At 55.9% G+C, this 26219-nt stretch carries 22 protein-coding genes and 2 pseudogenes; 9 read left to right on the top strand and 15 right to left on the bottom strand.

The features are described from left to right. Position 1: 1 nt before the first annotated feature. From trpE to ssb, 3 genes are read right to left on the bottom strand one after another with little or no spacing between them, the layout of a single operon-like run. Positions 2-1525 (bottom strand): anthranilate synthase component I, encoded by a 1524-nt coding sequence (gene trpE, locus AAC637_RS03025; protein WP_340302254.1) that lies wholly within the window; start codon positions 1523-1525, stop codon positions 2-4. 10 nt (positions 1526-1535) lie between these two features. After that, positions 1536-3470, bottom strand: coding sequence for a SurA N-terminal domain-containing protein (locus AAC637_RS03020; protein ID WP_340302253.1), 1935 nt, complete (start codon positions 3468-3470; stop codon positions 1536-1538). A 53-nt stretch (positions 3471-3523) separates the two neighbouring features. Beyond that, entirely contained in the window at positions 3524-4036 is a 513-nt protein-coding gene (gene ssb / locus AAC637_RS03015) for a single-stranded DNA-binding protein (protein ID WP_317654442.1), read from the bottom strand. A gap of 230 nt (positions 4037-4266) precedes the next feature. Here ssb and AAC637_RS03010 point away from each other — a divergent pair, with 230 nt between their 5' ends. Then, positions 4267-4782, top strand: a complete 516-nt coding sequence (locus tag AAC637_RS03010) for a lytic transglycosylase domain-containing protein (protein WP_317655778.1) — start codon at positions 4267-4269, stop codon at positions 4780-4782. Positions 4783-4786: 4 nt separating this feature from the next. Here AAC637_RS03010 and AAC637_RS03005 read toward each other — a convergent pair whose 3' ends face one another. From AAC637_RS03005 to AAC637_RS02990, 4 genes are all read right to left on the bottom strand, one after another. Next, on the bottom strand, positions 4787-5014 hold the full coding sequence (locus AAC637_RS03005; protein WP_340302252.1) for a hypothetical protein: 228 nt from the start codon (positions 5012-5014) through the stop codon (positions 4787-4789). Continuing rightward, entirely contained in the window at positions 5011-6165 is a 1155-nt protein-coding gene (locus tag AAC637_RS03000; RefSeq protein ID WP_340302251.1) for an aromatic ring-hydroxylating oxygenase subunit alpha, read from the bottom strand. The genes AAC637_RS03005 and AAC637_RS03000 overlap by 4 nt, the downstream gene beginning before the upstream one ends. A gap of 118 nt (positions 6166-6283) precedes the next feature. Continuing rightward, positions 6284-6844, bottom strand: coding sequence for an acetolactate synthase small subunit (gene ilvN / locus AAC637_RS02995; RefSeq protein ID WP_317654445.1), 561 nt, complete (start codon positions 6842-6844; stop codon positions 6284-6286). Between the two features lie 15 nt (positions 6845-6859). After that, positions 6860-8614 carry an acetolactate synthase 3 large subunit gene (locus tag AAC637_RS02990; RefSeq protein WP_340302250.1) on the bottom strand — a complete coding sequence of 585 codons (1755 nt, stop codon included), beginning with the start codon at positions 8612-8614 and terminating at the stop codon, positions 6860-6862. 705 nt (positions 8615-9319) lie between these two features. Between AAC637_RS02990 and AAC637_RS02985 the strand changes: the two genes are divergently transcribed. From AAC637_RS02985 to AAC637_RS02975, 3 genes are all read left to right on the top strand, one after another. Next, positions 9320-10405 (top strand): TRAP transporter substrate-binding protein, encoded by a 1086-nt coding sequence (locus tag AAC637_RS02985; protein ID WP_340302249.1) that lies wholly within the window; start codon positions 9320-9322, stop codon positions 10403-10405. A 173-nt stretch (positions 10406-10578) separates the two neighbouring features. After that, positions 10579-11478 (top strand): TRAP transporter small permease subunit, encoded by a 900-nt coding sequence (locus AAC637_RS02980; RefSeq protein WP_340302248.1) that lies wholly within the window; start codon positions 10579-10581, stop codon positions 11476-11478. Between the two features lie 38 nt (positions 11479-11516). Then, entirely contained in the window at positions 11517-13874 is a 2358-nt protein-coding gene (locus tag AAC637_RS02975; protein WP_340302247.1) for a TRAP transporter large permease, read from the top strand. Between the two features lie 90 nt (positions 13875-13964). Here the strand turns inward: AAC637_RS02975 and AAC637_RS02970 are convergent, their stop codons facing one another. From AAC637_RS02970 to AAC637_RS02940, 7 genes and pseudogenes are all read right to left on the bottom strand, one after another. After that, positions 13965-14813: an arginyltransferase gene (locus tag AAC637_RS02970; protein WP_340302246.1), complete on the bottom strand. Its 849-nt coding sequence runs from the start codon at positions 14811-14813 to the stop codon at positions 13965-13967. Positions 14814-14902: 89 nt separating this feature from the next. Further along, a pseudogene (locus AAC637_RS02965) lies at positions 14903-15124 on the bottom strand (RDD family protein); the annotation flags it as partial. Between the two features lie 18 nt (positions 15125-15142). Further along, on the bottom strand, positions 15143-15334 hold the full coding sequence (locus AAC637_RS02960; RefSeq protein WP_340302245.1) for a hypothetical protein: 192 nt from the start codon (positions 15332-15334) through the stop codon (positions 15143-15145). 90 nt (positions 15335-15424) lie between these two features. Further along, a pseudogene (locus tag AAC637_RS02955) lies at positions 15425-15810 on the bottom strand (DUF2852 domain-containing protein). Positions 15811-15939: 129 nt separating this feature from the next. Further along, positions 15940-16815 carry a 3-hydroxyisobutyrate dehydrogenase gene (gene mmsB / locus AAC637_RS02950; protein WP_340302244.1) on the bottom strand — a complete coding sequence of 292 codons (876 nt, stop codon included), beginning with the start codon at positions 16813-16815 and terminating at the stop codon, positions 15940-15942. Positions 16816-16836: 21 nt separating this feature from the next. Next, on the bottom strand, positions 16837-17886 hold the full coding sequence (locus AAC637_RS02945; protein WP_340302243.1) for an enoyl-CoA hydratase/isomerase family protein: 1050 nt from the start codon (positions 17884-17886) through the stop codon (positions 16837-16839). Between the two features lie 84 nt (positions 17887-17970). Continuing rightward, positions 17971-19470 carry a CoA-acylating methylmalonate-semialdehyde dehydrogenase gene (locus AAC637_RS02940; protein ID WP_340302242.1) on the bottom strand — a complete coding sequence of 500 codons (1500 nt, stop codon included), beginning with the start codon at positions 19468-19470 and terminating at the stop codon, positions 17971-17973. Positions 19471-19586: 116 nt separating this feature from the next. On the opposite strand from AAC637_RS02940, the gene AAC637_RS02935 reads away from it, so the two are divergent. The 5 genes from AAC637_RS02935 to AAC637_RS02915 all read left to right on the top strand — a co-directional run bounded on the left by AAC637_RS02935 (position 19587) and on the right by AAC637_RS02915 (position 24023). Next, positions 19587-20474, top strand: coding sequence for a LysR family transcriptional regulator (locus tag AAC637_RS02935; RefSeq protein WP_340302241.1), 888 nt, complete (start codon positions 19587-19589; stop codon positions 20472-20474). 76 nt (positions 20475-20550) lie between these two features. Further along, positions 20551-21045, top strand: coding sequence for a pantetheine-phosphate adenylyltransferase (gene coaD / locus AAC637_RS02930; protein ID WP_340303129.1), 495 nt, complete (start codon positions 20551-20553; stop codon positions 21043-21045). 43 nt (positions 21046-21088) lie between these two features. Continuing rightward, positions 21089-21595 carry a peptidylprolyl isomerase gene (locus tag AAC637_RS02925; protein WP_340302240.1) on the top strand — a complete coding sequence of 169 codons (507 nt, stop codon included), beginning with the start codon at positions 21089-21091 and terminating at the stop codon, positions 21593-21595. Then, positions 21588-22142, top strand: a complete 555-nt coding sequence (locus AAC637_RS02920) for a peptidylprolyl isomerase (protein WP_340302239.1) — start codon at positions 21588-21590, stop codon at positions 22140-22142. The genes AAC637_RS02925 and AAC637_RS02920 overlap by 8 nt, the downstream gene beginning before the upstream one ends. 51 nt (positions 22143-22193) lie before the next feature. Then, complete coding sequence (locus tag AAC637_RS02915; RefSeq protein ID WP_340302238.1) at positions 22194-24023, top strand: ABC-F family ATP-binding cassette domain-containing protein; 1830 nt, start codon at positions 22194-22196, stop codon at positions 24021-24023. A gap of 30 nt (positions 24024-24053) precedes the next feature. On the opposite strand, the gene parE is transcribed toward AAC637_RS02915, so the two are convergent. Continuing rightward, positions 24054-26015, bottom strand: a complete 1962-nt coding sequence (parE, locus tag AAC637_RS02910; RefSeq protein ID WP_340302237.1) for a DNA topoisomerase IV subunit B — start codon at positions 26013-26015, stop codon at positions 24054-24056. Positions 26016-26219: the final 204 nt, after the last annotated feature.

The following is a 26219-nucleotide window of genomic DNA, read 5'->3' as shown; positions in this document are numbered from 1 at the left end:
TCTAATCTTTGCTATGGGATTGGCCCGCGAATTGCGCGGCCTCTGCCGCCGCTTTGCGCAAGGCGCGCGATTTGTTCACGGTTTCCATGAATTCCGCCTCAGGGTCACTGTCATAGACAACGCCGCCGCCTGCTTGGATGTAAAGCTGTGAATCTTTTAAAACAGCCGTGCGCAAGGCGATACAAATATCCATATCGCCGCCCGCGCTGAAATACCCGACACCGCCCCCATAAACGCCGCGCTTTTCTGGCTCTAACTCGTCAATAATCTGCATGGCACGCAATTTGGGCGCGCCCGAGACTGTGCCTGCGGGCAGACCCGCCAAAAGGGCGGAAAGCGCGTCATGCTCATCCGACAATTCTCCCACAACATTCGAAACGATATGCATCACATGGCTGTAGCGTTCGACAATGAATTCTTCGGTTGGACGTACTGTGCCTATTTTGGCGACACGACCCACATCGTTGCGGCCCAAATCCAGCAGCATAAGATGTTCGGCCAATTCTTTTTTATCGCTCAGCAAATCCGCCTCAAGCGCGCGATCTTCTTCGGGCGTTGCACCGCGGGGGCGTGTGCCTGCAATCGGTCGAATGGTGACTTGGCTGCCTTTGACCTGCACCAAAATCTCTGGGCTTGCGCCAACGACCTGATAAGGCCCGAAATTGAAGAAGAACATATAGGGCGAAGGGTTCGTGCGCCGCAACGCGCGATAGAGGGCGAAGGGTGGATGCGGGAAATCCTGCGTCCAGCGCTGCGAGGGGACAACCTGAAAAATATCGCCCGCTCGAATATAGGCCTTGGCCTTGTCCACGGCAGCGAAATAGCCCTCTTTGGTGAAATTGGAAACGGGCTCAACGCCAGATGTGTCTGCATCCGCCCCCAAATGACGCTGCGCGATGGCAGGGGCCTGTTCGAGCTTGTCGAGCGCCTCTTGCACCCGCGCGCAGGCCGCCGCATAGGCGGTTTCCGCCGAAATATCCGCCGAGAAGAACGCAGGCGACACCAAGGTTACATCGCCCTTAACCCCATCTAGCACGGCAACCAAAGATGGGCGCATCATCACGGCATCAGGCAGGCCAACCGGGTCTGGGTTCACATCGGGCAAATGCTCCACCAAACGGATCATGTCATAGCCCAAATAGCCGAATAGACCCGCTGCGGCCTGTGGCATATCGGCGGGCAGATCAATTTGACTTTCGGCCAAAAGCGCGCGCAGCGAGGTGAGGGGCGCGCTGTCGTACTCAACAAAATGATCCCGATCTAGGGCAGCGTTGCGGTTGATCCGCGCCTGTGTGCCGTGACATTCCCAGATCACATCGGGGGCCATGCCCACGATTGAATAGCGGCCGCGCAATTCCCCGCCCGTGACAGATTCAAGCATGAAACTGTCTTGGCCCGCATTGGCAAGTTTCAGCATCAGCGAAACAGGCGTGTCCAAATCAGCAGCCAAACGGGCATAGACAATCTGGTTTTTGCCTTGCGCCCAACCTTCGGCGAAGCTGTCAAAACGGGTGATTAGCGCCATGATCCGTGCCTTATGGGAAGGATGCGTGGACTTGGTTGACCACGGATTGGTTAAAGGTAAGGCCGACCGCCGATTGCATCTGGCGTCCAAAATCTTCGAATAAATCAGCCGTCAGGGACTGGCTGATTTGTTGGTTCAGGATATTGGCCAGTAGATCCGTGTCAGGGTCGGCGCGATCGGCAGGGTTGATCGCATCAAGGCGCACCACCAAGGCTTGCGCCTCACCGCCGACGACCGCAATCTCGCCCGTGCGGGACAGGCCAAACACTGTTTGCACCAGCGCGTCAGGCGTATCCGCGATAAAGTCATTGCGCCGCACATCTGTCTCGCGCATCAAGCCGCCAAACCGCTCAAGGCGCCGACCCGAGGCCGCAATATCGGCGCGGATTTCTTCGGCGCGGGCCAAGAGCGCGTCTTGGGTCGCATAGATTGTCCAATCCGCGATGACATCCGCGCGCACATCGTCAAGAGGCGGCAGGGTTGGCAACACGATTTGGTCAAGCCGCAGGGCGAATACCCCGCCATCGGAGAGATCGAGAATTTCGGGGAAATCCCCGTCTTCAATCGTGTCTGCAACCGCGCGGAAAGCTTCGTAGGCGGCAATGCCATCCTCTTGGCTGCCATCATAGCGGATCGTGCCAAGCACCATTTGCGTCTCATCCGCGACCTCCTCAAGGGTGGCGCCTGAGGCGAGGAGGTCGTCAAACCCTTCGCGCAGGTCAGAAATGGCGCGGCGTGCGGCATCCGCCGTGACTTCGCTGCGCAGGTCGTCCTGCACCTCTTCGAACGGGATTTCTGTCGCATCCAACACGGCATTGATGCGGAAAATTGCAGGGCCAAAGGGCGAGGCAACGGGGCCCACGAATTCCGCATCGCTTGCGGCGAAAACGGCCTCTGCCTCGGCGGCAGAGAGATCATCGCGGGTAACATCCCCCATATCGGTGTCTTCCAACAACAGCCCACGTTCGCTCACGAGGGTTTCAAAATCTGCGCTGCCGTCATTGAGCCGCGTCCAAGCGGCTTCGGCCTCCGCTTCGGTGGGGTAGACCAAACGCTCCACCAAGCGGCGCTCGGGTTGGCGGTATTCCTCAATGCGTTCCTGATAGAGGCTTTGCAGCGTGCTGTCGCTGACGGGGATCTTATCCATGATGATGTTGGGCGTGATCCAGATATAGGTGATCTCGCGGGCCTCGGGCAGGGTAAAGCGATCTGGGAACGCCTCGTAATGGGTTGTGATCTGCTCTTCCGTAGGGGCAGGCACGGGGGCGTCCAAATCGGCGGCGGTCAAAGGCAGATAAGAAAAACCACGGGATTCTTGTTGATAGGCCACCAAAGGATCAACCAATGCCGCAGGCGCAGGCACGCGCCCCAAAATCGCAGATTGCAGGATCGAGCGGGCGATATCCGCACGAATTTCTTCCTCAAATTCGCCTGCACTCAAACCACGTTGGCTGAGAAAAAACTCATAGGCTTGGCGGTCGAACGTGCCATCTGCACCTTGGAAAGCGGGGATTTGCAAAATCTGGTTGGCAATCTCCTCATCCCCGATGGAGAGCGTCATCATCGCCGCCTCATTATCCAGGGCCGCGCGCGCAAAAAGGCCCTGACGCACCTGTGAATCTATGCCGTTGGCAATCAGCATCGACAGGGTCACATTTTGCCCTGTCTCCCCGCTGCGGGCACGCAATTCTTGATCTAGGGCGCGGGCATAATCTTCGGCGCTGATCTCAATATCGCCGACCGATCCCATCCGCGAGGCGCCGCCTGAGAATGACCCGATCCCAAAGCCTGCTAGGGCCACAAATAGCAGGCCAAGGATTGCCCAGACAAAAATCTTGGACAGGGATTTTCGGGCCGATTTGCTCATATGCGTGTCTCGCTTTGTTGCGCTGTGCCGATCTTGTGCCTGACAAAAGCCATCACGCGCAACCCGCGCGAGTGGCATTTACCAAATTTGTGATGAGGATTTACGCGCTTGGGGCAGGGGGGGCAAGCAACTTAGAAGGGGATTTCGTCATCCATATCGCTTGGCATGGATTGGCCCGCACCACCGCGATCCATTCCGCGATCATCTGGGAAACCGCCGCCGCTGATCCGGTCATCTCCGCCGCCATAGCCCCCGCTATCGCCATAGCTGCCACCACCACCCGATTGGTCATTGCGACCATCAAGCAAGGTCAACTCGCCACGATAGGGGCGCAAGACCACCTCGGTCGTGTAGCGATCCTGCCCATTTTGATCCTGCCATTTACGGGTTTCCAATTGGCCTTCGATATAGACCTTTGACCCTTTGCGCAGATATTGTTCTGCAATGCGGGCCAAAGGTTCTGAGAAAATCGCCACCGAGTGCCATTCTGTGCGCTCGCGCCGCTCGCCTGTGTTGCGGTCTTTCCAGTTTTCAGATGTCGCGATGCGCAAATTGCACACTTTGCCGCCATTCTGAAAGCTGCGCACCTCAGGGTCGCGCCCCAAATTCCCGACCAGAATTACCTTATTAACCGAACCTGCCATGTCACCTCTCCCATAGTCGTGGCCGCGAATCTGCGCCTTTGAGATATGTTTAGACCATCGTAAATTGGTTAATGAAACCCGAATTTCATTTGCAGGCGGCGCACAAGCGCTTGGCGCTGTGGGGGATACAGGCTAAAACAACACTGGTTTTATGAGGTGAATGGGCCGTGAAGGTGCGGAAAGTCAGCCTGATTTCTGTGGGATTTGTCTTAATATTTGGGCAATTCTCTATGGCCTATGGCAATAGCCTTGATCGTTTCCGTTCGGCGGCACGGGTTTTGGACAGCCGCGCCTCAAGCCAATATTCCAATTCAGAACGCTTGCGCCCTGATTACGATGCGGCCCTTGGCGCGGCGATCCCGCGCTTTTCGGGGCAGGCCCCTCAGGCCTATCTTGATCTTGCCCGCAATGCAGCGCGCCGTCATGGCGTGCCTGAGGATTTGTTCCTACGCCTTGTTGCGGTTGAATCGAACTGGAACCCGCGCGCCATCAGCCATGCAGGGGCGATTGGTTTGGCGCAATTGATGCCAGATACGGCTGATCTCTTGGGGGTAAACCCGCATGATCCTGCGCAAAACCTAGAAGGGGGTGCGCGCTATTTGGCGATGCAATATCGCAATTTCCGCTCATGGCGTTTGGCCTTGGCGGCCTATAATGCAGGGCCACAAGCCGTGAACACCCATGGCGGCGTGCCGCCCTTTCAAGAGACACAAAATTATGTGCGCCGCATTTTGGGGGGTGGGTGAGCGCCTAGCCGGTCGGCTCGGCCCCCAATTCGACCAAGGCACGGCGATAGGTTTCGGCCTCGGGCAGCCCTGCATCTAGGGCAAACACATAAGCATGGGTCAAATAAAACGCGGCAGAGGCCGCACCCATATCATTGGCGGCCTTGGCATATATCTGCGCAACGCGTTCTTTATCGCCTGCCGCATGGGCCGCAAGAAGTGCGGCATCAAGCGCGGATTTTGGGGCGCTCACAATCCGCTTTCCGTGTCGCGCAACCGCTGCGCCACCCATTGGTGGAACATATGTGTCGGCCCGTCCATCGCGGGGGCAAAGCGGCCCCCATCAAACCCTGCGGCAGCACGCCCTTTTTGCATCCCCTCCACCACAAAAATATCTTCGATAAAGACATCCTTCCACAGCTTGGCGTTTTTCGCGCGCAAGGCAGGATCGGTCTTTGGAGTGGCATAGTAGAGATGCACATGCTCGCGCGTGCGGTTATGGGCGACAGGCTCTAGGATGATCGCAAAGGCATGATCGCGATGCGCGCCCAGCAAGACATTGGGATAAAGCGCGATATATTCAGCGGCGGTGTCCCATGTCTGCGACAGCCCGTCAAAATCAGGAAAGCTTTGACCTTTCTCATCCTTGAGCTGGCGATAGACAAGCGTGCCTTGGCCCGAGAATTTTTGTTCTTCTTCAATGTGATAGTGATCTTCGAGGCGTGAATAGCTGTTCAGGCCCGGATGCACCCATGGCAAGTGATAGCTTTCGCAATAATTCTCGACCGCGAGTTTCCAATTCGTATTCACATCCAAGGTAAAGCGGCTGTCTTCGCCGCCATGATAGAGCGGCTTTTCAAATTCAGCCCAACGGGTGAGGGCGGCTTGGTGTTGGGTTTCAAAATCGGGGGCATCGCCCGAAAGGTTGATAAACACCACATCTCGCCAGATATGGCTGCGCACCTCTTTGAGGCCCAAGGTCGCCCGCTCAATCCCTTCATGTTGGTTCTGGCCTGGCCCGCCCACATGGGGCGTGGCCACAAGGCGGCCATCCTTGGCATAGCACCATGAATGATAGGGGCAGCGGATCGCGCCTTCAATTTTGCGCGGCGCATCGACCAAGATCATACCGCGGTGGCGGCAGATGTTGAAAAAGACCCGCACCGACCCTGTGTCATCGCGCAAAAGCAGCAGGGGCTGGCCCAAAAATTCAATCGGTTTTGCATCGCCATTTTCAGGCACATCGGCCCCAACGGCCAAAGCGGCCCATTGATGCTCAAGTGCCGCGCGGTTTTCACGAGCGATTGTTACGGGGTCGGTGTAATGCGCATTCGACAGGCCATTGGCGCGCGAAATTGGCGCAAGAACGCTGTCGAGATCGTGCTTGATCAAATCATCAGGCATAGGTCTTTCCCCCCAAGAAAAGATGCGCCCCAAATGGGGATGATCTTTTTTGAAGGCTAAGGCCGCGCTGATCTTATCAAAACGCGACCTTTGAGACTATGGGAAGCGACCTATGCGCTTACGCACCGCGCGCAATGGCAGCAACGCCTGTGCGGGCAACCTCTAACAGGCCCAAGGGGCGCATGAGATCAGCAAAGGCGTCAATTTTCTCGGGCGTGCCTGTTATTTCAAAGACGAAACTTTCTAAAGTGCTGTCCACCACATTGGCGCGGAAAATCTCGGCAATGCGCAAGGCTTCGACACGATGTTCGCCCTTGCCTTTGACCTTGAACAAGGCCAATTCACGGCTGACCATCGCGCCTTCCACGGTGAGGTCATGCACCTCATGGACGGGCACCATACGCTCAAGCTGCATTTTGATTTGGTTGATCACCTGCGGCGTGCCTGAAGTCACAATCGTGATGCGTGACCGATGGCCTGCATGGTCAACCTCAGCCACAGTCAGGCTTTCGATATTATAACCACGGCCCGAAAACAGCCCGATGACACGGGCCAGAACGCCCGCTTCGTTTTGCACCAAAACCGCAAGCGTGTGGGTTTCAATCGCGTCAGACATATGGCTGCGCAGATCATAGGCCGAATGGCTGCTAGAGCCTTTTTCGATATTGAGCGGAGACATGATTACACCCTTTCCTTAAACCAAGACGCTGCCCTTGGCGTCAATCACGCCTTGGGTTTCAGCCTCGCCCAACAACATTTCATTATGTGCCTTGCCCGATGGGATCATTGGGAAGCAATTTTCATGCTTCTCAACCAAACAGTCGAAAATCACTGGCCCATCATAGGCGAGCATTTCCTTGATCGCCTCATCGAGATCATCGGGATTGTCGCACATGATACCCTTGCAACCGAACGCTTCGGCCAGTTTCACGAAATCGGGCAGGGCCTCTGACCATGAGTGGCTGTAGCGTTCGCCATGCAGCAATTCCTGCCATTGGCGCACCATGCCAAGACGTTCGTTGTTGAGGATGAACTGCTTGACGGGCAGGCGGTATTGCACGGCCGTGCCCATTTCCTGCATGTTCATCAGCCATGATGCCTCGCCCGCCACATTGATTACTAAGGCATCAGGATGGGCCACCTGCACCCCGATTGAGGCGGGTGTGCCATAGCCCATTGTGCCAAGGCCGCCAGAGGTCATCCAACGATTGGGGTCTTCAAAACCCAAATATTGCGCGGCCCACATCTGGTGCTGGCCGACCTCAGTGGTGATGTAGCGATCCATGCCTTTCGTCAGCGCCTCAAGCCGCTCAAGCGCATACTGCGGTTTGATTGTCTTGGTTGAATTTTTATAGCTGAGGCATTTCACGGCGCGCCATTCTTCGATCTGGCCCCACCATTTCTTGACCGCTGCGGAATTCGTTTTGCTGCCGCGCGATTTCCAGATGCGCAGCATATCTTCCAACACATGGGACACATCCCCGATAATGGGGAAATCTGCATGAATCACCTTGTTAATCGAAGAGGGATCAATATCGACATGCGCCTTGAGGCTGTTTGGCGAAAACGCGTTGATCCGCCCTGTGATGCGGTCGTCAAACCGCGCGCCAATGTTGATCATCAAATCGCAGCCATGCATGGCAAGGTTGGCCTCGTAAAGGCCATGCATACCCAGCATCCCCAACCATTTCTCGCCTGATGCGGGATAGGCGCCAAGCCCCATCAAGGTTGACGTGATAGGAAATCCAGTCGCCTCGACCAGTTCACGCAGCAGCTTGCTTGCCGCGGGGCCAGAATTGATCACGCCGCCGCCTGTGTAAAAAATCGGACGCTCCGCCTGTTCCATGGCCTCGACCAAGGCGGTGATCATCGCGGTGTCGCCTTTGACGCGCGGGGTATAGTGATCAACCTTCGCGCGAGGCTTTTCGACATAGGTGCCTGTCGCGAATTGCACATCTTTTGGAACGTCGATCAAAACGGGGCCAGGGCGGCCTTTTGTGGCGATATGAAACGCCTCGTGAATGGTGGACGACAGATGATCTGTGTCTTTGACCAACCAGTTCATCTTGGTGCAGGGGCGGGTGATGCCGACTGTATCGGCCTCTTGGAATGCGTCTGACCCAATCATGAAGGTTGGAACCTGACCTGTCAGAACCACAATTGGGATCGAATCCATCAACGCATCCACCAACCCTGTCACAGCATTGGTTGCCCCGGGGCCAGAGGTGACCAACACAACACCCGGTTTGCCCGTGGCGCGGGCATAGCCTTCGGCGGCATGCACCGCCCCTTGCTCATGACGCACGAGAATGTGGCGAATGTGATTTTGCTGAAAGATCTCGTCATAGATGGGCAGAACCGCGCCACCTGGATACCCGAACACCGTATCAACGCCTTGTTCAATCAAGGCTTCGACCACCATCTTTGCACCGGTCATCTGACGCGTCATCTGTCTTTGTCCTTCGTTTTACACTTTGGCCGCTATACGGGGCGGTGTTTTATGGGATGTTGCGAATAAAAAAGCCCTCGGTGATATCCGAGGGCGCATGGGGTTTTTTATGGCTATCGTCACCGACCCATGCGCGCTGTCATTCCCACATTTACGACCACCAAATGTAGCATCCCAATCTCCTATAATCGGGGCGACATTAGGTATCCGCGGGGGGGAGGTCAACAGCGTTTGCAGGGTAGAAATTAAATAAACTGTCTTTTGGTGGCAAAAATACGCAATTTTATATCCCAGAATGGCCCGAATGGATGGTTTTCTGAATTTGACCATCCAAACTTGGGGATAATTGGCCGCTTTTGCTCTGCGATATGACTGTGCGTTTTGGGGGCCAAGATCGGTGAAACTGCAGGTGCCTTTGCGTTTGAAAAGATTCGGAGCGCGGGCGCAGATCATGGCGAGTGCGCCGCGCTCAATTGTAACCTTAAGTTGATCGCTTGCGCAAAATCCATTCATCTCTTCTAAAATTAGGTCAGAATTTGCGATACATTTTAGAAAAAATGGCTCTTTTGGTAAAAAAATTTTACAAAATCCGGGCTTCAGGCGCGGAAATTGGTTTGCGGCGTAATTTTGTTGCTGTAGCGTGGTAGAACCTTGAAACGAAAAACTGTCGCACCAATGCGGCAGTGTCCGAATGGGAGGAATACTATGGATCGTCGTTCTTTCTTGAGAACGTCTGCCCTTGGGGGGACAGCAGCCGCAGCTTCGACTTTGGCCGCACCACTTTACGCTCAGGGCAATCGTACGCTGACATTGGTAACTTCGGTTCCTGATGGTTTCGCGATCTTTGATGACGCGGCACAGATGGCGGCAGACTATATCACTGCTATGACCGATGGTCAGCTGACCATCAACAAGATGCCCGCAGGCAGCCTTGTTGGCGCGTTCGAAGTGTTTGACGCCGTGTCCTCTGGTCAGGCTGATATGTATCACTCGGCTGATTACTACTTCTTGAACCAGCACCCTGGGTTTGCATTCTTTACATCAGTGCCTTTCGGCATGACGGGTCAAGAATTTGCGAACTGGTATTACAACCGTGGTGGTCACGAGCAGCACAATGAGCTTGCAGGTTTGTTTAACCTCAAGTCGTTCACCTGCGGTAACACAGCAATGCAGCCAGGTGGTTGGTTCAACAAAGAAATCAACTCGGCAGATGACCTGCAGGGTTTGCGCTTCCGTATGCCCGGTCAGGGTGGTCAGGTTCTTGGCCGCTTGGGTGCATCCGTTCAGAACATTCCTGGTGGCGAAATCTATCAGGCCCTTGCTTCTGGTCAGATTGACGGTGCGGAATGGATCGGCCCCTTCGCGGATGAGCGAATGGGCTTCCAGGAAGCAACCTCGATCTACTACACCTCAGGCTTCCACGAGCCAGGCTCTGCATTGACCTTGTCATTCAATTTGGATGTTTACGAAAGCTTTACATCTGCACAAAAGCAAGTTGTTGATGCAGCGTGTGCGGCGACAAATTCCAAGTCGCTTTCGATGACGCTGCAAGAGAATGGGGCTGCACTCCAAAGGCTCCGCGCTGGCGGTATCCAAACAAGATCTTTCCCGGATGATGTTTGGAACGCATTTGGTGCTGCAGCTGCGGAAGTGCGCGAAGAAAACATGGGCGACCCGATCTATGCACAGATCGCAGAAAGCTACTTCTCTGCTATGCAAGAATCGGTAGGTTGGTTCGACATTGCGGATGGCGAATATATGCGCCAGCGTAACCGTGTGAACGCAGGTTAATCGTCTGAAACTCGGCTCCTCTCCCGCGCAAGCGGGGGAGGAGTTTTTCTTACATCTCCCCGAAGCTGCCTCTCATAGCGGGACAGATCCAGCGCCAAGCGCGTGCAGATTTCTGCGTGCTGCGGTGCTTTAAATTCCGTTGATGCAACGCCCGCTTCTGCAAGGATAGTCACATGATTGATTTCATTGTCTGGGTCTTCACCAATATCGCGATGGCCCCCTACAATCTGGCAATCGCGCTCATGAACCCTGGGTCATGGTTGGATTGGAGCAATAACGAGTCCCTCGTGCGGTTCATCTACTATGGTGCATCGGTGGAATTCTTCTTTGTCGTCTTCACCACCTTCTTGATCGTCACCGTGATCGGTGCGGTTTGGAAACGACAAATTCTATGGTCGATGGTGCGCGCGCTTGAAGCCGTTGCCAATGGCGTGGGTCGCACGGTTGCATGGGTTGGCTTGATCATGGTGCTGCAGCAAGTGATGATCGTATTTCTCCAACGAATTTTTCAAGTTCCTGGTATTGAGTTTGGTCCGCTTGGCTTAGCCTTCTCGAAGGATTTGTCGTGGTTCGCGGAAGAGCTGAAACTGTATAACGCGATGATTGTGTGCCTTTGCGTATCTTACACTTTTGTGCAGGGCGGCCATGTTCGCGTTGACCTTTTTTACTCGGGCATGAAGCACCGCGCAAAGCGTATTGTCGACATGGGTGGGGCGCTGTTCTTTATGTTGCCTACAACCGTTCTGACCTACCTGTACGCATGGTTCTTTATGTGGCGTCACCTTGTGGTGCCAAATCCTGCCGCCTCAAGCGAGTTGGATCGCATGATCATGCAAGCGCGTGTGTTGCGGTGGAACGTGGAAACTATCGGCTTCAGCCCCAACGGGTTTAACGCCTATTTCATCTTCAAGGTCTTGTTGGTCATCTTCTGCGTCATGGTGTTCGTCCATGCGCTGGCGGTGTTCTGGCGCGCCTTCCTCGAATATGTCGAGGGCGAGGAAAGCGTAGACAAGTATCGTGACCTTGATCCGCAAGATGCAGAGACTGAAGCACTGCATGCTGCGGGCCATTAAGACCTACGCCTAGACGTGCCTGAAGGAAAGAAAAGAAAATGATTTTTGGATTGGATGGAATTGAGATCGGTCTGATTATCGTGTTCCTGACGCTGTTTGGCGGGATCATGACAGGCTTCCCCGTTGCCTTTGCTATTGGCGGCGCGGGGATCATCTCCTTTGCGATTATTGCTGCGCTCGACTCGGCGGGTTTATTGATCCACCAAGCGATTGATACGGCCTCTGACCAGTATCGCGCGTTGGTCGAAAGCGGGATTGCCCGCGAAACCATATCGGTCTTCCGATACCCCGAATTGCCGCGGATTGAGGAACATCTCTTCCCCGGCGGGTGGGAAATGGCGATGGATCGCAACATCTCCTTCATCGTGAACCGCATGAACGAGCGTGTGATCGCGGGTCAGTCCATCGAAACGCTTTTGGCCGTTTTGATGTTCGTTTTGATGGGGATCACGCTGGAGCGTTCTAAGATCGCCGATGACCTGCTGACCACCATGGCGCGCGTCTTTGGCCCGCTGCCCGGTGGCTTGGCGGTGTCTATCGTGATTGTGGGTGCGTTTCTTGCGGCCTCCACGGGGATCGTTGGGGCGACTGTGGTGACCATGGGCCTCTTGGCTCTGCCAACAATGTTGCGCAACAACTACTCGCCTGAACTGGCAACGGGGGTGATTGCGGCCTCTGGCACTTTGGGCCAGATTATCCCGCCCTCTATCGTGATTGTTCTTCTGGGCACATTGGTGGGTGACCTCTATGCTACAGGCCAAGAAACCCGTGCCCAAGTGGCGGGCTGTACCGACGCGCTGACCTATCTGGGCGAGCCTGCCGTTCTTTCCGTTGGCACATTGTTCCAAGCCGCGATTTTGCCAGGTATCTTCTTGGCTTTCCTATATGCTGCCTATGCCTTTGGTTTTGCCTTGTTTAATCCAAGCAAGGCGCCTGCGGTGCAGATGGGGTCGACCAATGCGACCTCGATCACCCGAAGCGAGGCACTGACATGGTTCTTGGCCGCGCCTGCCGCCCTTATCTTTGCGGTGGTTCTTGGGGCAAGTAGCGGTGTTATTGGCAGCCAGTCAATCTTTGTTTCCAACATGGAAAACAACAGCCGTTCCGCCAGCCTGCGCACGAATGTGAGCGAAAGCTGCCAAGCGGCTATGATTGAGCTGCATGGCCAAGAGGCATGGGATCAAGCCGTGGTTGAGACGGCCGAGATTGCAGCATCAGGTGCAACAGGTGAAACCCGCGAATTGTCCGAAGAGGAAATGGTTGCAGCTCGCGAGGCGGCGGTTGCCAATGCGGCACCGATCGGGTCTGGCGTGGCGACAATCTTTATTCTCTTGGCACTGATCCTGACCACAGCACGCGGTGTTGCGCCAAATGAAAACGCGCGTCCGTTGCTGATCGGTGGGATTGGCGTGGCCTTGGCCTTTGCGGTGGATATGCTGTTCATCACGCCCGCGACCAGTTCGGGTGCAGCGTGGATCTACCTCGCCCTTCCGTTTGCCCTCACCATTTATGGCTGTCGGATTGCTATGATGCGGATGTCGCAAAATGATCTGTTGCGCGTGGTGTTCCCGCCCCTCGTTCTGATCGTTGCGGTTTTGGGATCTATCCTTGGCGGTATTTCCAACCCGACACCTGCGGCGGCTTTGGGTGCGGCAGGGGCGATCATGCTCGCCGCGCATCGTAAACTGAGCGAAGAAGACAAGAAATCAAAGATCGTGATCTGGGCGTCTTTCGCGCTGGTCATCCTGATCTTAGTGGGTGTCAATTTCGATCTGCGCATCAGCCGCTCTGAGGTGCCGTTGCAAGATTGGATTGCTTATTTCATCGCGCAATTTGCCTATCACTTCGCCTTCGGCGGGTTGATTTACAGCTGCTATGTTCTCTATCGCCGCAGCGTTCTGACGCCTGTGGTGCGGGAAACGGCGAAAGTGACCTCGATGGTGTTCACCATTCTCATCGGGTCGCAGTTGTTGAACCTTGTTCTGATCTCCTTCGGGGGTGAGCATTACATTCAACAATTCCTGCGCGCCTTCGACAATGAATTGGTCGTGTTCCTCTTGGTGATGCTGATCTTGTTTGTCTTGGGCTTTGTTCTCGACTTCCTCGAGATCATCTACATCGTGATCCCAATCGTGGGGCCTGTGATTTATGGCGGCACATTGGATCCGAAATGGGTGACCATCATGATCGCGGTGAACCTGCAGACCTCGTTCCTGACACCGCCCTTTGGATTTGCGTTGTTCTATCTGCGCGGGGTTGCCCCTGCCAGCGTGACGACACGCAACATCTATCGCGGCGTGATCCCCTTCGTGTTGATCCAAGTTGTGGGACTGGGCCTGTTGTGGCTGTTCCCTGACATCGTGACCATCGTGCCTGACCTTCTGCCCAACAATTAAGGGCAGAGGACAGGGTGCATGAAAAAGCGCGGCCCCCCAATTTGGGGCCGTTTGCGTTTGGTGCTTACACTGATGTGAAACGGGTGGGCCTCAGGGGGGGTCTTGCGAAGATTTCGCTGTCTGCGGGGCCATCAAGTCGGGCAAGGAAATCTGCGCCACCTGTTGGGCAATCGGATCAACCGACAAAGGGTGGGTCTGGTTGGAATATTCATCAGGATTGCCGATATCCTGCCATGCGCCATAAACATATATTTCAAGTGCTGAGAACCGCGCCTTATAGGCCATTTTATCCGACCCCGGCACCCAATAGCCGAGATGGACATAGGGCAGCCCCGCCTCGCGTGCGAGATCGATATGATCCAAGATCACATGCGTGCCAAGTGATCTGTGATCCAAATCAGGATCAAAGAAGGAATAGACAAGGCTTAGACCGTCATCGAGAATATCGGTCAGGCAGACCGCCGCTAATCCCGCATCCTTGCCCGCATCGCGATATTCCACCACGCGCGAGCGCACGGGTGTTTCCTCAATCATCGCGGCAAATTCGAACACATCCATATCGGCCATGCCGCCATCGGCGTGGCGCGCATCTAGATAGCGGCGAAAGAGGGTGAATTGCTCTTCCGTGGCCCAAGGGGCGCGGGCATTGCGGGTCATCCCCAGATTGCGCTTTTTGGTGCGTTTTTGGCTTTTGCTTGGCACGAAATCCGCCACCCTGATCCGCGCGGAGAGACAGGCGGTGCAATCAGCGCAAGCGGGGCGATAGAGCACATTTTGCGAGCGGCGAAAGCCTTGCTTCGATAGGCTATCGTTCAGTTCAGTCGCATGATCGCCCTGTAATGCGGTAAAAAGCTTTCGTTCCCGCCGATTTGGAAGGTAAGGGCAGGTTTGAGGTGCAGTCACATAGAATTGCGGTGCAATCGGTAAAGTGTGGCGCATGGATTCTCAGCGGCGAAAATTTGAATATAGCCTGCCTCAATGTAGGGGCGTGGGCAAGTAAATTGCAACCATACCGCGAAAACTGCGCCTTATTGCGGGCGATTTATGGCGACTGTGCATAAGAAAAGATCGTGTAGCCCCTGTTTGCGCGCGCCCAAAATCATCATCAGAACAGAAATCGTTTGCGGCAGAACGAAGCCAGAGGCGAGCATGAACAAAAACGTATGCATCATCGCCTCGAAACTATTGAGCCGCGCGCCCGTTGCATTGCGCAATTCAATCGCCATGATCCGCATCCCCCATGTGGCGGATTGGCTAGCAAGGGTGAACTACCGATAGACAAAAGAAAGCGCCACAAAGAATACGGGCCAGAAAAACCACGCAAGCCCCACTGTGAAAATCCCTGCAATCAGCAAGATCACAGTGATCACCAGAACATCAATCACCCAAGCGCCAAAGCGTTTGAGCGCGACATAAGAATAAAATTCGCTTTGAGCGTGAGGATCGGGCAGGTGAGACATGATGGGTGTAACCTACTGGCTTCGGGGCAGGGTGAGAAGAAACATACCCCACCCAAAAGCGCGGGGTGGGGTAAGCGTTGCATTTATGGATCACTCGGCCTGTGGGGCCGGGGCGCCTGTTTTTGCATCACGCTCTTTCATAAAAGCGTCAAATTCGGTTTTGTCCTTGGCTTCGCGCAGACGTCCAAGAAACCCTTCAAAAGCACGCTGCTCATCCTCAAGGCGCCTAAGCGTATCGGCCTTATAGGCGTCAAAGGCGCTGTTGCCTGTGCTGCCACCCATGTGAGCATGGCGCGATTTTTTGCAGGTTTTGAACATGTCTTTTCTCCAGATCATGTAAAACAGAAGGGCCAGACCTACGGGCCAAAATAGAATGAACCCCAGAACCATCGCTGCAATCCATGCAGGTTTGCCACGTTGATCCAAAAAAAAGCCTCGGCCCGCGAGAACCAACCTTGAACAGGGGCAGGGGGCATAAGTGTTTGGCTTTGCATATGCGTTTCTCCTTTGCTGCGCAGCCGCGCCGTGATGTTAATGTTAATTACATTAACACATATGGGCACAAAAAAACCCACCACAAGAGGGCGGGGAAATATTTTTGTAAATTAGGTGCTTTTTCTGCCCATTGCGGCCAAACGTGGCAGCATGGCAGAGAAATCTTTGCCACGCCCATCTTCGTTTTCGACAAATTGCGTATAGATCGCCTCAGCCAATGCGCCAAGCGGGGTGGCGGCATCCGCGGCTGTTGCGGCATCCTGCGACAGGCGCAGATCTTTCAGCATCAATTCCGCCGCAAATCCAGGCTTGTAGCCGTTATCAGCGGGGCTTTGCGGCCCAACACCGGGGGCAGGGCAATAGGTATTGATCGACCAACTGGCGCCCGATGAGGTTGAGACAACATCAAACATCGCCTGCCGCTCAAGACCCAGCTTATCGGCCAGCGCAAAAGCCTCGCACGTGCCAATCATGGTGATCCCTAGGATCATATTGTTGCAGATCTTTGCCGCCTGACCATTTCCAGCTGCACCGCAATGCACGGCCTTTTGCCCCATGATCTCGAACAGGGGCGCGGCGCGAGTGAAATCCGCCCCATCCCCGCCGACCATGAATGTCAGCGTGCCTGCCGCCGCCCCACCAACGCCCCCTGAGACGGGCGCATCGAGAAACCCGATCCCTTTCGCGGCGGCGGCCTCGGCAATTTCGCGCGCCGCGTCAACCTCAATGGTTGAGCAATCAATCACCAGCGCGCCTTGTGGCAGAACGGCCAAAACTTCATCCACCACGGCGCGTGCAATCATGCCATTGGGCAGCATGGTGATCACCACTTCTGCCCCATGGGCGGCCTCCGCTGCCGATGTGGCGCAGGAGATCCCGTCGGGTGCGGCAACTGTATCGAACCCCGTGACCGTGTGACCTGCGTTTTGCAAATTAAGCGCCATGGGTGCACCCATATTGCCCAATCCGATGAATGCGATCTGCATGGTTTGGCCCCTTATTCTTGCTTAATCCAGTTTCAGCGCCCGTGGCCCCAATGGCAAGAGCAGCGATGCCACCATCGCGGGCGGCACATCGCGCGGGCTGCTATGCATCCAATTCGGGTTGCGGTCTTTGTCGATGATCTGCGCGCGCACACCTTCTAGGAAATCGGCCTTTTCCACTGCGCGCGAGGTAAAGCGATATTCCTGCTCTAGCGCATTTTCGATTGTGTCGCGCAGGCGCGCACGATGCACCAGTTCCACCGTGCAGGCCATCGACAGGGGTGATTTCTTGCCCATCTCGGCTAAGGTGGATTTTGCAAAATCGCTGTCAGAGAATTCCAACGCATTGAGAATATCGCGTAGGGTTTCGCCACCAAAATGGTGGTCAATGTCGGCTTGCAGGGCGGCAAGCGGGGCAACAGGGGAGCTGTAGCCTGCGGCGGCCTGATCCACCAAATCATAATCCGCGCTTTCGCAAAGCTGGGTAATCAATGTGGGCCAATCCGCCTCGGGAATATAATAATCCGCAAAGCTCGCGTAAATCGCATCGGCCCCTGTCATCCGCGCGCCCGTGACGCCCAGATATTCGCCCAAGCGACCTTGGGCGCGGCTCAGGATCAAGGTGCCGCCGACATCTGGTACAAGGCCGATTCCGACCTCGGGCATGGCAAGAATGCTGCTGTCGCCCACGATACGATGCGAGGCGTGACAGCCCAATCCAACGCCGCCGCCCATCGTATAGCCTTGCATGAAGCTGATCACAGGGCGGGGGAAGTGGAATAGCTTTGCGTTCATGCGATATTCATCGGCCCAGTAACGCGCGCCAATCTCCATATCGCCCGCGCGACCCGCCTCGTAAATTTCGGCAATATCCCCGCCTGCACAAAAGGCCCGCTCGCCCGTTGCATCTAGGATCACAATCTCGACTGTCTCATCCGTGGCCCATGCGTCAATCGTTGCGGCAATTTCCGCGCACATGGATTGCGATAGCGCATTCAGGGCCTGTGGCCGCGTCAGCGTGATACGACCTGCGCGCCCGTCTTTTCGGATCTTGAGAAACTCTGTCTCGCTCATGGCCTCCTTCCTAGTGTCACAGCGAACCCCCGCGCACGATCTGCGCGGGGGCTTGTGTTAAGTTTGGTGATTTTCGCGGCAGGATCAATCCATTGCCTTGAAGTTAAACGCAGCCCCTTCCTTGATCCCGCTTGGCCAACGCGAAGTCACGGTTTTGGTGCGGGTGTAGAAACGGAAGGAATCTGGCCCGTGCTGGTTCAAATCGCCAAAGCCTGACCGCTTCCAACCGCCAAAGGTGTGATAGGCCAAGGGAACAGGGATTGGCACGTTGATGCCAACCATGCCGATATTCACGCGGGACGCAAAATCGCGCGCTGCATCGCCGTCACGGGTAAAGATCGCGGTGCCATTGCCATATTCGTGATCCATCGCAAGACCCAAAGCCTCTTCGTAGGAAGCGGCGCGCACGGTCGACAGAACGGGGCCGAAAATCTCAGTCTTATAGATATCCATGTCGGGGGTGACGCGGTCAAACAGATGCGCGCCCACAAAGAACCCGTTTTCATAACCTTGCAGATTGAAATCGCGGCCATCGACAACCAATTCCGCGCCTTGATCTACGCCTGTTTGCACAAGGCGCAGGATGTTTTCCTTGGCGGCCTTGGTCACAACTGGCCCGAAATCGACATCATTGCCTGCGGTATAAGGGCCAACCTTCAGCGCCTCGATCCGAGGGACAAGTTTTTCGATCAACCGATCTGCGGTTTCGTCACCCACTGGCACGGCCACGGAAATCGCCATGCAGCGTTCGCCTGCCGCCCCATAGCCCGCGCCGACCAAGGCGTCAGCGGCCTTATCCATATCGGCATCGGGCATGATGATCATATGGTTTTTCGCCCCGCCAAAGCATTGGCAGCGTTTGCCTGTTTCGGCCGCGCGGCTATAGATATATTGCGCGATTGGGGTCGACCCCACAAAGCCAACGGCCTGAATGATCTCGCTGTCCAAGATGGCATCCACAGCACCCTTATCGCCATTGATCACTTGGAACACGCCATCAGGCAAACCCGCCTCTTTCAAAAGCGCACCCAACATCATCGGGCAGGACGGATCGCGTTCCGAAGGTTTGAGGATCATCGCGTTGCCCGATGCCAAGGCAGGGCCCAATTTCCACAAGGGGATCATGGCGGGAAAGTTAAACGGCGTGATCCCTGCGACAACACCCAAAGGTTGGCGCATGGAATACATGTCAATGCCAGGGCCTGCGGCATCTGTGAATTCGCCCTTCAGCAGATGCGGTGCGCCGATGCAAAATTCGATCACCTCCAGCCCGCGCTGAACATCGCCTTTCGCATCTGGGAAGGTCTTGCCATGTTCGCGGCTGATGGCCTCGGCCAGTTTGTCCATATCGCGGTTAAGAAGCCGCACCAATTCCATCATCACGCGCGCGCGGCGCTGTGGGTTTGTGACGCCCCATGCAATTTGCGCCTCTGCGGCGGAGGCGATCGCGCGATCCATTTCCTCCTGCGAGGCCAATGCTACCTGCGCCTGCACTTCCCCTGTTGCGGGATTAAAGACATCCGCTGTGCGGCCTGATGTGCCCGCGACATGCGCGCCGTTAATCCAGTGACCGATCTGTTCCATGATCCCACCCTTTTGTTGAAAATCTACACTTGGTGGCTGTTTTATACTTGCAATCCTGTCGGGAAAAGAGGCAGAAATCCAAATTAGTCTTGCATTTTTGCAAAATGGATGGGGCGATGAATTGGGATGATATCCGTGTTTTTCTGGCCGTTGCGCGGGCCGAAAGCCTGACAGGGGCAGGGAAAACCCTGCGGCTTGATGCGGCCACAATCGGGCGGCGTATTGCACGGCTTGAGGCGCGGCTGGGGGCCGAGCTGTTTGTGAAATCCCCGCAAGGTTATGTCCTAAGCAGTGTAGGGGAGGAGCTTTTGCCCGCAGCCGAGGCTGCCGAGGCGGCCCTTTCCGTTCCGCTTGCAGGCGGGCAGGGCCAGGCGGGGTTGTCTGGCACGGTGCGGATCGGCGCGCCTGATGGCTGCGCCAATTATTTGCTGCCACAGGTCTGCGCGGCCATTCGCGCCGATAACCCTGATCTCGATATCCAAATTCTGGCCCTACCGCGGGTTGTGAACCTGTCCAAGCGCGAAGCGGATTTGGCGATTACTGTCAGCCCACCCGATGCGGGGCGGCTTTTGGTGCAAAAGATCACCGATTACCATTTGCATTTGGCAATGCGCGCCGATCTGACGCCGCCCGATGATCTGGCCAAGGCGCGGGATCATGCGGTGGTGGGCTATATTCCCGATATGATTTTCGACAAAGAATTGGACTATCTTGGGCTGTTGGGGCGCGGACGGGTGCAGATGGCGTCAAATTCTGTCGCGGTGCAGTTGCAAATGCTGCGGCAAGGTGGGATTGGATTTGTGCATGATTTTGCACTGCCATTCGCACCCGAATTGCGGATTGTGCTGAAGGATGACATCAGCCTGAAACGGGCCTTTTATCTTGTGCGCCACGAGCAAGATCGGCGCTCTGACAGGTTGGGGCGTTTGGTTGAGGCTTTGTCAGCGGGGCTGCGCGCCGAGGTGGCGCGGCTTGAAGCGGAGGCTGCCGCGCGCTGCTTTTAGCTTGCGTTTCGCAGCGCAATAATGTTGCGTGACGCCGTAATTGCGGCAGCATATGCCAAGTTTGGGAGATTTGCAGATGCGCACAGGCCTATATCCGGGCACATTCGATCCAATCACATTGGGCCATGTCGATATTATCCGCCGTGCGGCCACATTGGTTGATCGATTGGTGATTGGTGTTGCGATCAACCGCGATAAAGGCCCGCTTTTCACCCTTGAGGAACGGGTGGCTATGGTCGAGGCTGAAAGCGCGAAACTGTCACGCGCCACGGGCATTGAGATTGTCGCGCATCCCTTCGACAATCTTTTGATTGATTGCGCGCGCGAGGTTGGGGCGGGGCTTATCATCCGTGGCCTGCGTGCGGTCGCTGATTTCGAATATGAATTCCAGATGGTCGGCATGAACCGCAAACTGGATGATGAGATCAACACTGTCTTTTTGATGGCCGAGGCCGAGCATCAGGCGATTGCCTCAAAACTGGTCAAAGAAATCGCGCGGCTTGGGGGCGATGTCAGCCATTTCGTGCCGCCCGCTGTGCATCAAGCGCTAGACGTGAAATTCTCATCCTGATAGGTCAAGGCCAAAGTCAGATATCCGCAAAAGGAATAAAGGCATGGCCGAGATCAAAGACCCCGAAAACACCATCCTGCTGGAGCTGAAAGACGGCATTGTCACCATCGAATTGCTGCCCGACATTGCGCCTGCGCATTGCGCGCGCATGAAGGAATTGGCGCGTGAAGGCGCTTATGATGGTGTGATCTTTCACCGCGTGATTGACGGGTTCATGGCGCAAACGGGCGATGTTGAACATGGCAATGCCGACAAGGGTGCGAATATCCGCATGGCGGGCACGGGCGGTTCGGACAAGCCTGATTTGCCTGCTGAATTTTCTGGTATCCCGCATGATCGCGGCACATTGGGGGCAGCGCGCTCTTCCAACCCCAATTCGGCAAACAGCCAGTTCTTTATCAATTTTAACGACAACCATTTCCTCAATCGCCAATACACCGTTTATGGCCGCGTGATTGCAGGGATGGAGCATATTGACGCGATTACCCGTGGCGAGCCGCCCGCAAACCCTGATAAAATGATCAGCGTGAAGGTGGCCGCAGATGCGTAAGCTTGGCGCAGCGATGGCCTTGCTTCTGGCAAGCCCTGCCTTTGGGGCGGGGCTAGAGATTGATATCGCGGGCGAGGCGAATGGCACCATCGTCATCGACTTGTTCGACGATGTCGCCCCAGAACATACGGCGCGGATGCTGCAACTGGCCGAAGATGGCGCCTATGATGGCGTGGTGTTTCACCGCGTGATTGATGGGTTCATGGCACAAACGGGCGATGTGGAATATGGCCGCATCGGACAAGATATGCGCTTTGCAGGGCGGGGTGGATCCCAATATCCAGACCTGCTTGCCGAGTTTTCTGATATCAGCTTTGAGCGGGGCGTGGTCGGCATGGCCCGCGCCGCGACGAACCCAGACAGCGCCAATTCGCAATTCTTCATCATGTTTGCCCCCGTGCCCCAATTGAATGGGGATTACACCGTTGTGGGCGAGGTCACATCAGGGATGGAGATTGTCGATCAGATCAAGCGTGGGCTTGGGCCAGATGGCGCTGTGATTGGCGAACCTGATCAGATGGCGGCTGTTCGGGCCATTCGTGATTGACCAAAGACAAGCCCGCCGTGTTCAGGCGGGCTTGCGTGAAAGATAGCCCCCATGGCCCGCCCTTCGCTTTTGCAGCTTTCGGATATTTCACTGACCTTTGGCGGTGACCCTATTTTTGATGGGTTGGATTTGGTTGTGCATCAGGGGGATCGCGTGGCGCTCGTTGGGCGCAACGGGTCGGGCAAATCGACCTTGATGAAGGTTATGGCGGGGTTGACCGAACCTGATACAGGCAGCATCACAAGCCCGCAAGGCACCTCGGTCGGCTATATGGAGCAAGAGCCTGATTTTATGGGCTTTGCCACATTGGGTGATTTTGCCACCGCCACGCTTGGCCCAAGCGAAGCGTGGCGGGTCGAGGCCTTGGCCGATGGTCTTAAGCTGCGCCTTGACGCTGATCCTGCCAAGGCCTCTGGCGGGGAGCGCCGCCGCGCGGCCCTTGCACGGCTTTTGGCCGAAGAGCCTGATATCATGCTCTTGGACGAACCCACCAACCATCTTGATATCGAGGCCATCGGATGGCTCGAGGCGCGGCTTGCAGAAACCCGCACAGCCTTTGTCGTGATCTCGCATGACCGTGCGTTTTTGAACGCCTTGACCCGCGCCACCTTATGGGTGGATCGCGGGCAGTTGCGCCGCAATGAACAAGGCTTTGCCAGCTTCGAGGCGTGGCGCGATAAGGTTTGGGACGAGGAAGACACAGCGCGCCACAAATTGGATCGCAAAATCAAATCCGAGGCCCGTTGGGCCGTTGAAGGGATCAGTGCACGGCGCAAGCGCAATCAGGGCCGTGTGCGCGCTTTGGCCGATTTGCGCGCAGAACGCGCTGCAATGATCCGCCGCCAATCCACCGCCGCCATGGTGTTGGAGGAGGGGCCGCAATCTGGCCGCAAGGTGATCGAGGCCAAGGGAATTGCAAAATCCTTTGGAGAAACGCAAATTCTGAAACCCTTTGATCTGCGCATTTTGCGCGGGGATCGGGTGGGGTTTGTCGGCCCAAATGGCGCAGGCAAAACCACGCTTTTGAATATGCTGACAGGCCAACTTGCCCCTGACACGGGGCATGTCACCTTGGGCAAGGGCCTTGAGATGGCGGTGTTTGACCAAAACCGCGTAGGATTGAACCCTGAGGCCAGTCTGTGGCACAGTCTGACCTTGGATCGTGAGATTGCCGTGAATGGATCATCTGATCAGGTCATGGTGCGCGGCAGCCCCCGCCATGTGATGGGCTATCTCAAAGATTTCCTGTTTGACGAGGCGCAAGCGCGCGCGCCTGTGCGCTCCCTCTCGGGGGGCGAGCGGGCGCGGTTGATGCTTGCCAAAATCATGGCGCGCGAAAGCAATCTTTTGATCTTGGACGAACCGACCAATGATCTGGATGTCGAGACATTGGATTTGCTGCAAGACCTGCTTGGCGACTATGCGGGCACGGTTCTTTTGGTCAGCCATGACCGCGATTTTCTGGATCGGGTTGCCACCAGCACGGTTGTCCTTGAGGGGCAGGGCCGTGCGCAGGTCTATGCGGGTGGATGGAGCGATGCTTTGGCCCAAGGCGCGCGGATTGGCGCGGCGCAGGAGGATCGCGAAGCACCGCCTGCCGCAAAATCAGGCTCTGATCGGGTGGTGTCAAATGCGGGTGCAAAACCCGCTGCGGGTCTTAGTTTCACGGAAACTCATCGTCTCAAGGAGTTGCCATCGGTGATTGCGCGGCTTGAGGCGGAAATGGGCAAGCTGTCTGAATTGCTGTCTGACCCTGATCTCTACACGCGCGAGCCTGTCAAATTCGCCAAAGCGACCGAGGCCTTGGCCGAACGTCAGGCGAAACTTGCGGCTGCCGAAGAAGAATGGCTGCTGCTTGAGGAAAAGGCGCAAGGGGCGTGAGCGCCCAAACTGTGCCAATATTCGACAGGGTTAAACGTCCAATTCCTCAACAAAGCGCGCATTATCTTGGATATATTGGAACCGCAATTCGGGCTTTTTGCCCATCAAACGTTCCACCAGATCCCCGGTTTCGCCGGGCGTGTCCTCATCCACTGTGACACGGATCAACTTGCGCGAGGCGGGATCCATCGTGGTTTCCTTAAGGTCTTTGGCGTCCATCTCGCCTAGACCCTTAAATCGGCTCACATCAATCTTACCGCGCCCGCCTAAGCCACGCGCCATCCAACTCTCTTTCTCGGCCTCATCAAGGGCATAGACCCGATGCGCGCCTTGGGTCAGGCGGAACAAGGGGGGACAGGCGAGATAGAGATGACCCTGATCAATCATCGGACGCATCTGGGTGAAGAAAAATGTCATCAAGAGCGAGGCGATATGCGCCCCATCGACATCGGCATCGGTCATGATGATGATTTTGTCATAACGCAAATCTTCAACATTGAACGTCGTGCCCATCGACACGCCAAGCGCCTGACACAGATCGTTGATCTCTTGGTTTTGGCCCATTTTGGAGGAGGCCGCACCAAGCACGTTCAAAATTTTACCACGCAAAGGCAGCAGGGCTTGCGTCTTGCGGTCACGGGCCATTTTTGCAGACCCGCCTGCACTGTCGCCTTCCACGATGAACAATTCTGTGCCTTCGCGGTTTGTAGCCGAGCAATCGACCAATTTGCCCGGCAGGCGCAGGCGCTTGGTGGCAGACTTGCGCTGCGTTTCTTTTTCTTGCCTGCGGCGCAGGCGTTCTTCGGCGCGTAGGATTAGAAAATCGAGGATCGCCCCCGCTGATTTGGTATCTGCGGCCAACCAATTGTCAAAGCGGTCGCGCACCGCCCCTTCGACCATGCGCGCCGCTTCGGTGGTGGCGAGGCGGTCTTTCGTCTGCCCGACAAATTCGGGCTCTGCGATAAAGCATGACACCAGCGCACACCCGCCCGCATTTAGATCTTCGCGGGTGATGTTCGCGGCCTTGCGATTGCCCGCCAATTCGCCATAGGCGCGAATGCCCTTCAGGATTGCCGCCCAAAATCCAGCCTCATGGGTGCCGCCCTCTGGCGTGGGAACGGTGTTACAATAAGATTGGATGAACCCATCGCGTGCCGGTGTCCAATTGATCGCCCATTCGACCGAACCCGCCGCGCCGAAGCGTTCTTGAAACTCTACCTTGCCCGCAAAGGGGGCTTGCGCATAGGTCGCGGCATTTCCCAAAACCTCGCCCAGATAATCGGCCAAGCCGCCCGGGAAATGGAACGTGGCCTCCTGTGGGGTTTCGCCGTCATCAATTTCGGATTTCCAACGAATTTCCACGCCTGAAAACAAATAGGCCTTAGAGCGCACCATTTTGAAAAGGCGGGCAGGCTTAAAGCGATGGCTGCCAAAGATTTGTTCATCGGCATGAAAGCTGACTTGCGTGCCGCGCCGATTGGGGGCCGCGCCAAGGTTCTGCAATCCCCCTTGGGGCAGGCCGCGCGAGAATTCTTGCGAGTACAGCGTGCGATTTCGGGCCACTTCGACCCGCAAATGATCGGAAAGCGCATTCACGACCGATGCCCCAACCCCGTGCAAACCGCCTGAGGTTTGATAGGCCTTGCCCGAAAACTTGCCGCCCGCGTGGAGGGTGCATAAAATCACCTCAAGCGCGGATTTGTCGGGGAATTTGGGATGCGGATCAATCGGCATCCCGCGGCCATTGTCGCGGATTGTGACGGTGTAATCTGCGGCCAGTTCAATCTCAATCCGATTGGCATGGCCCGCGACAGCCTCGTCCATCGAGTTGTCAAGGATTTCCGCCACCAAATGGTGCAAGGCGCGTTCATCGGTGCCGCCAATATACATGCCCGGGCGCTTGCGGACGGGTTCCAACCCTTCCAACACCTCAATAGATGAGGCGTCATAGGCCTGTTCCGAGGCCGCTTGGCCCAAAAGATCATCCGCCATGCTCTGCTCAATCACATTTTTGCTTTACGATTTCGCCTATATTGGCAGCTTTATCTCGCGGCGAAAAGCCAAAAACGGCCTTGCAAACTACTACATCTTGGGCGCTTGCGCGTGTTTGCATGTCAACCAAATCTAAATTTGCGCCCGATCAAATACAGGCGCGCGTCAATTTGTTACTTGGATTTTCAACACCGACAGGACTAT

Origin of the sequence: Roseobacter sp. HKCCD7870 (assembly GCF_037830315.1) — a bacterium.
In the GTDB taxonomy this organism is placed as follows: domain Bacteria; phylum Pseudomonadota; class Alphaproteobacteria; order Rhodobacterales; family Rhodobacteraceae; genus M30B80.
Note: the sequence above shows the minus strand (reverse complement) of the source record. Positions and strands in the feature narration are given on the sequence as shown.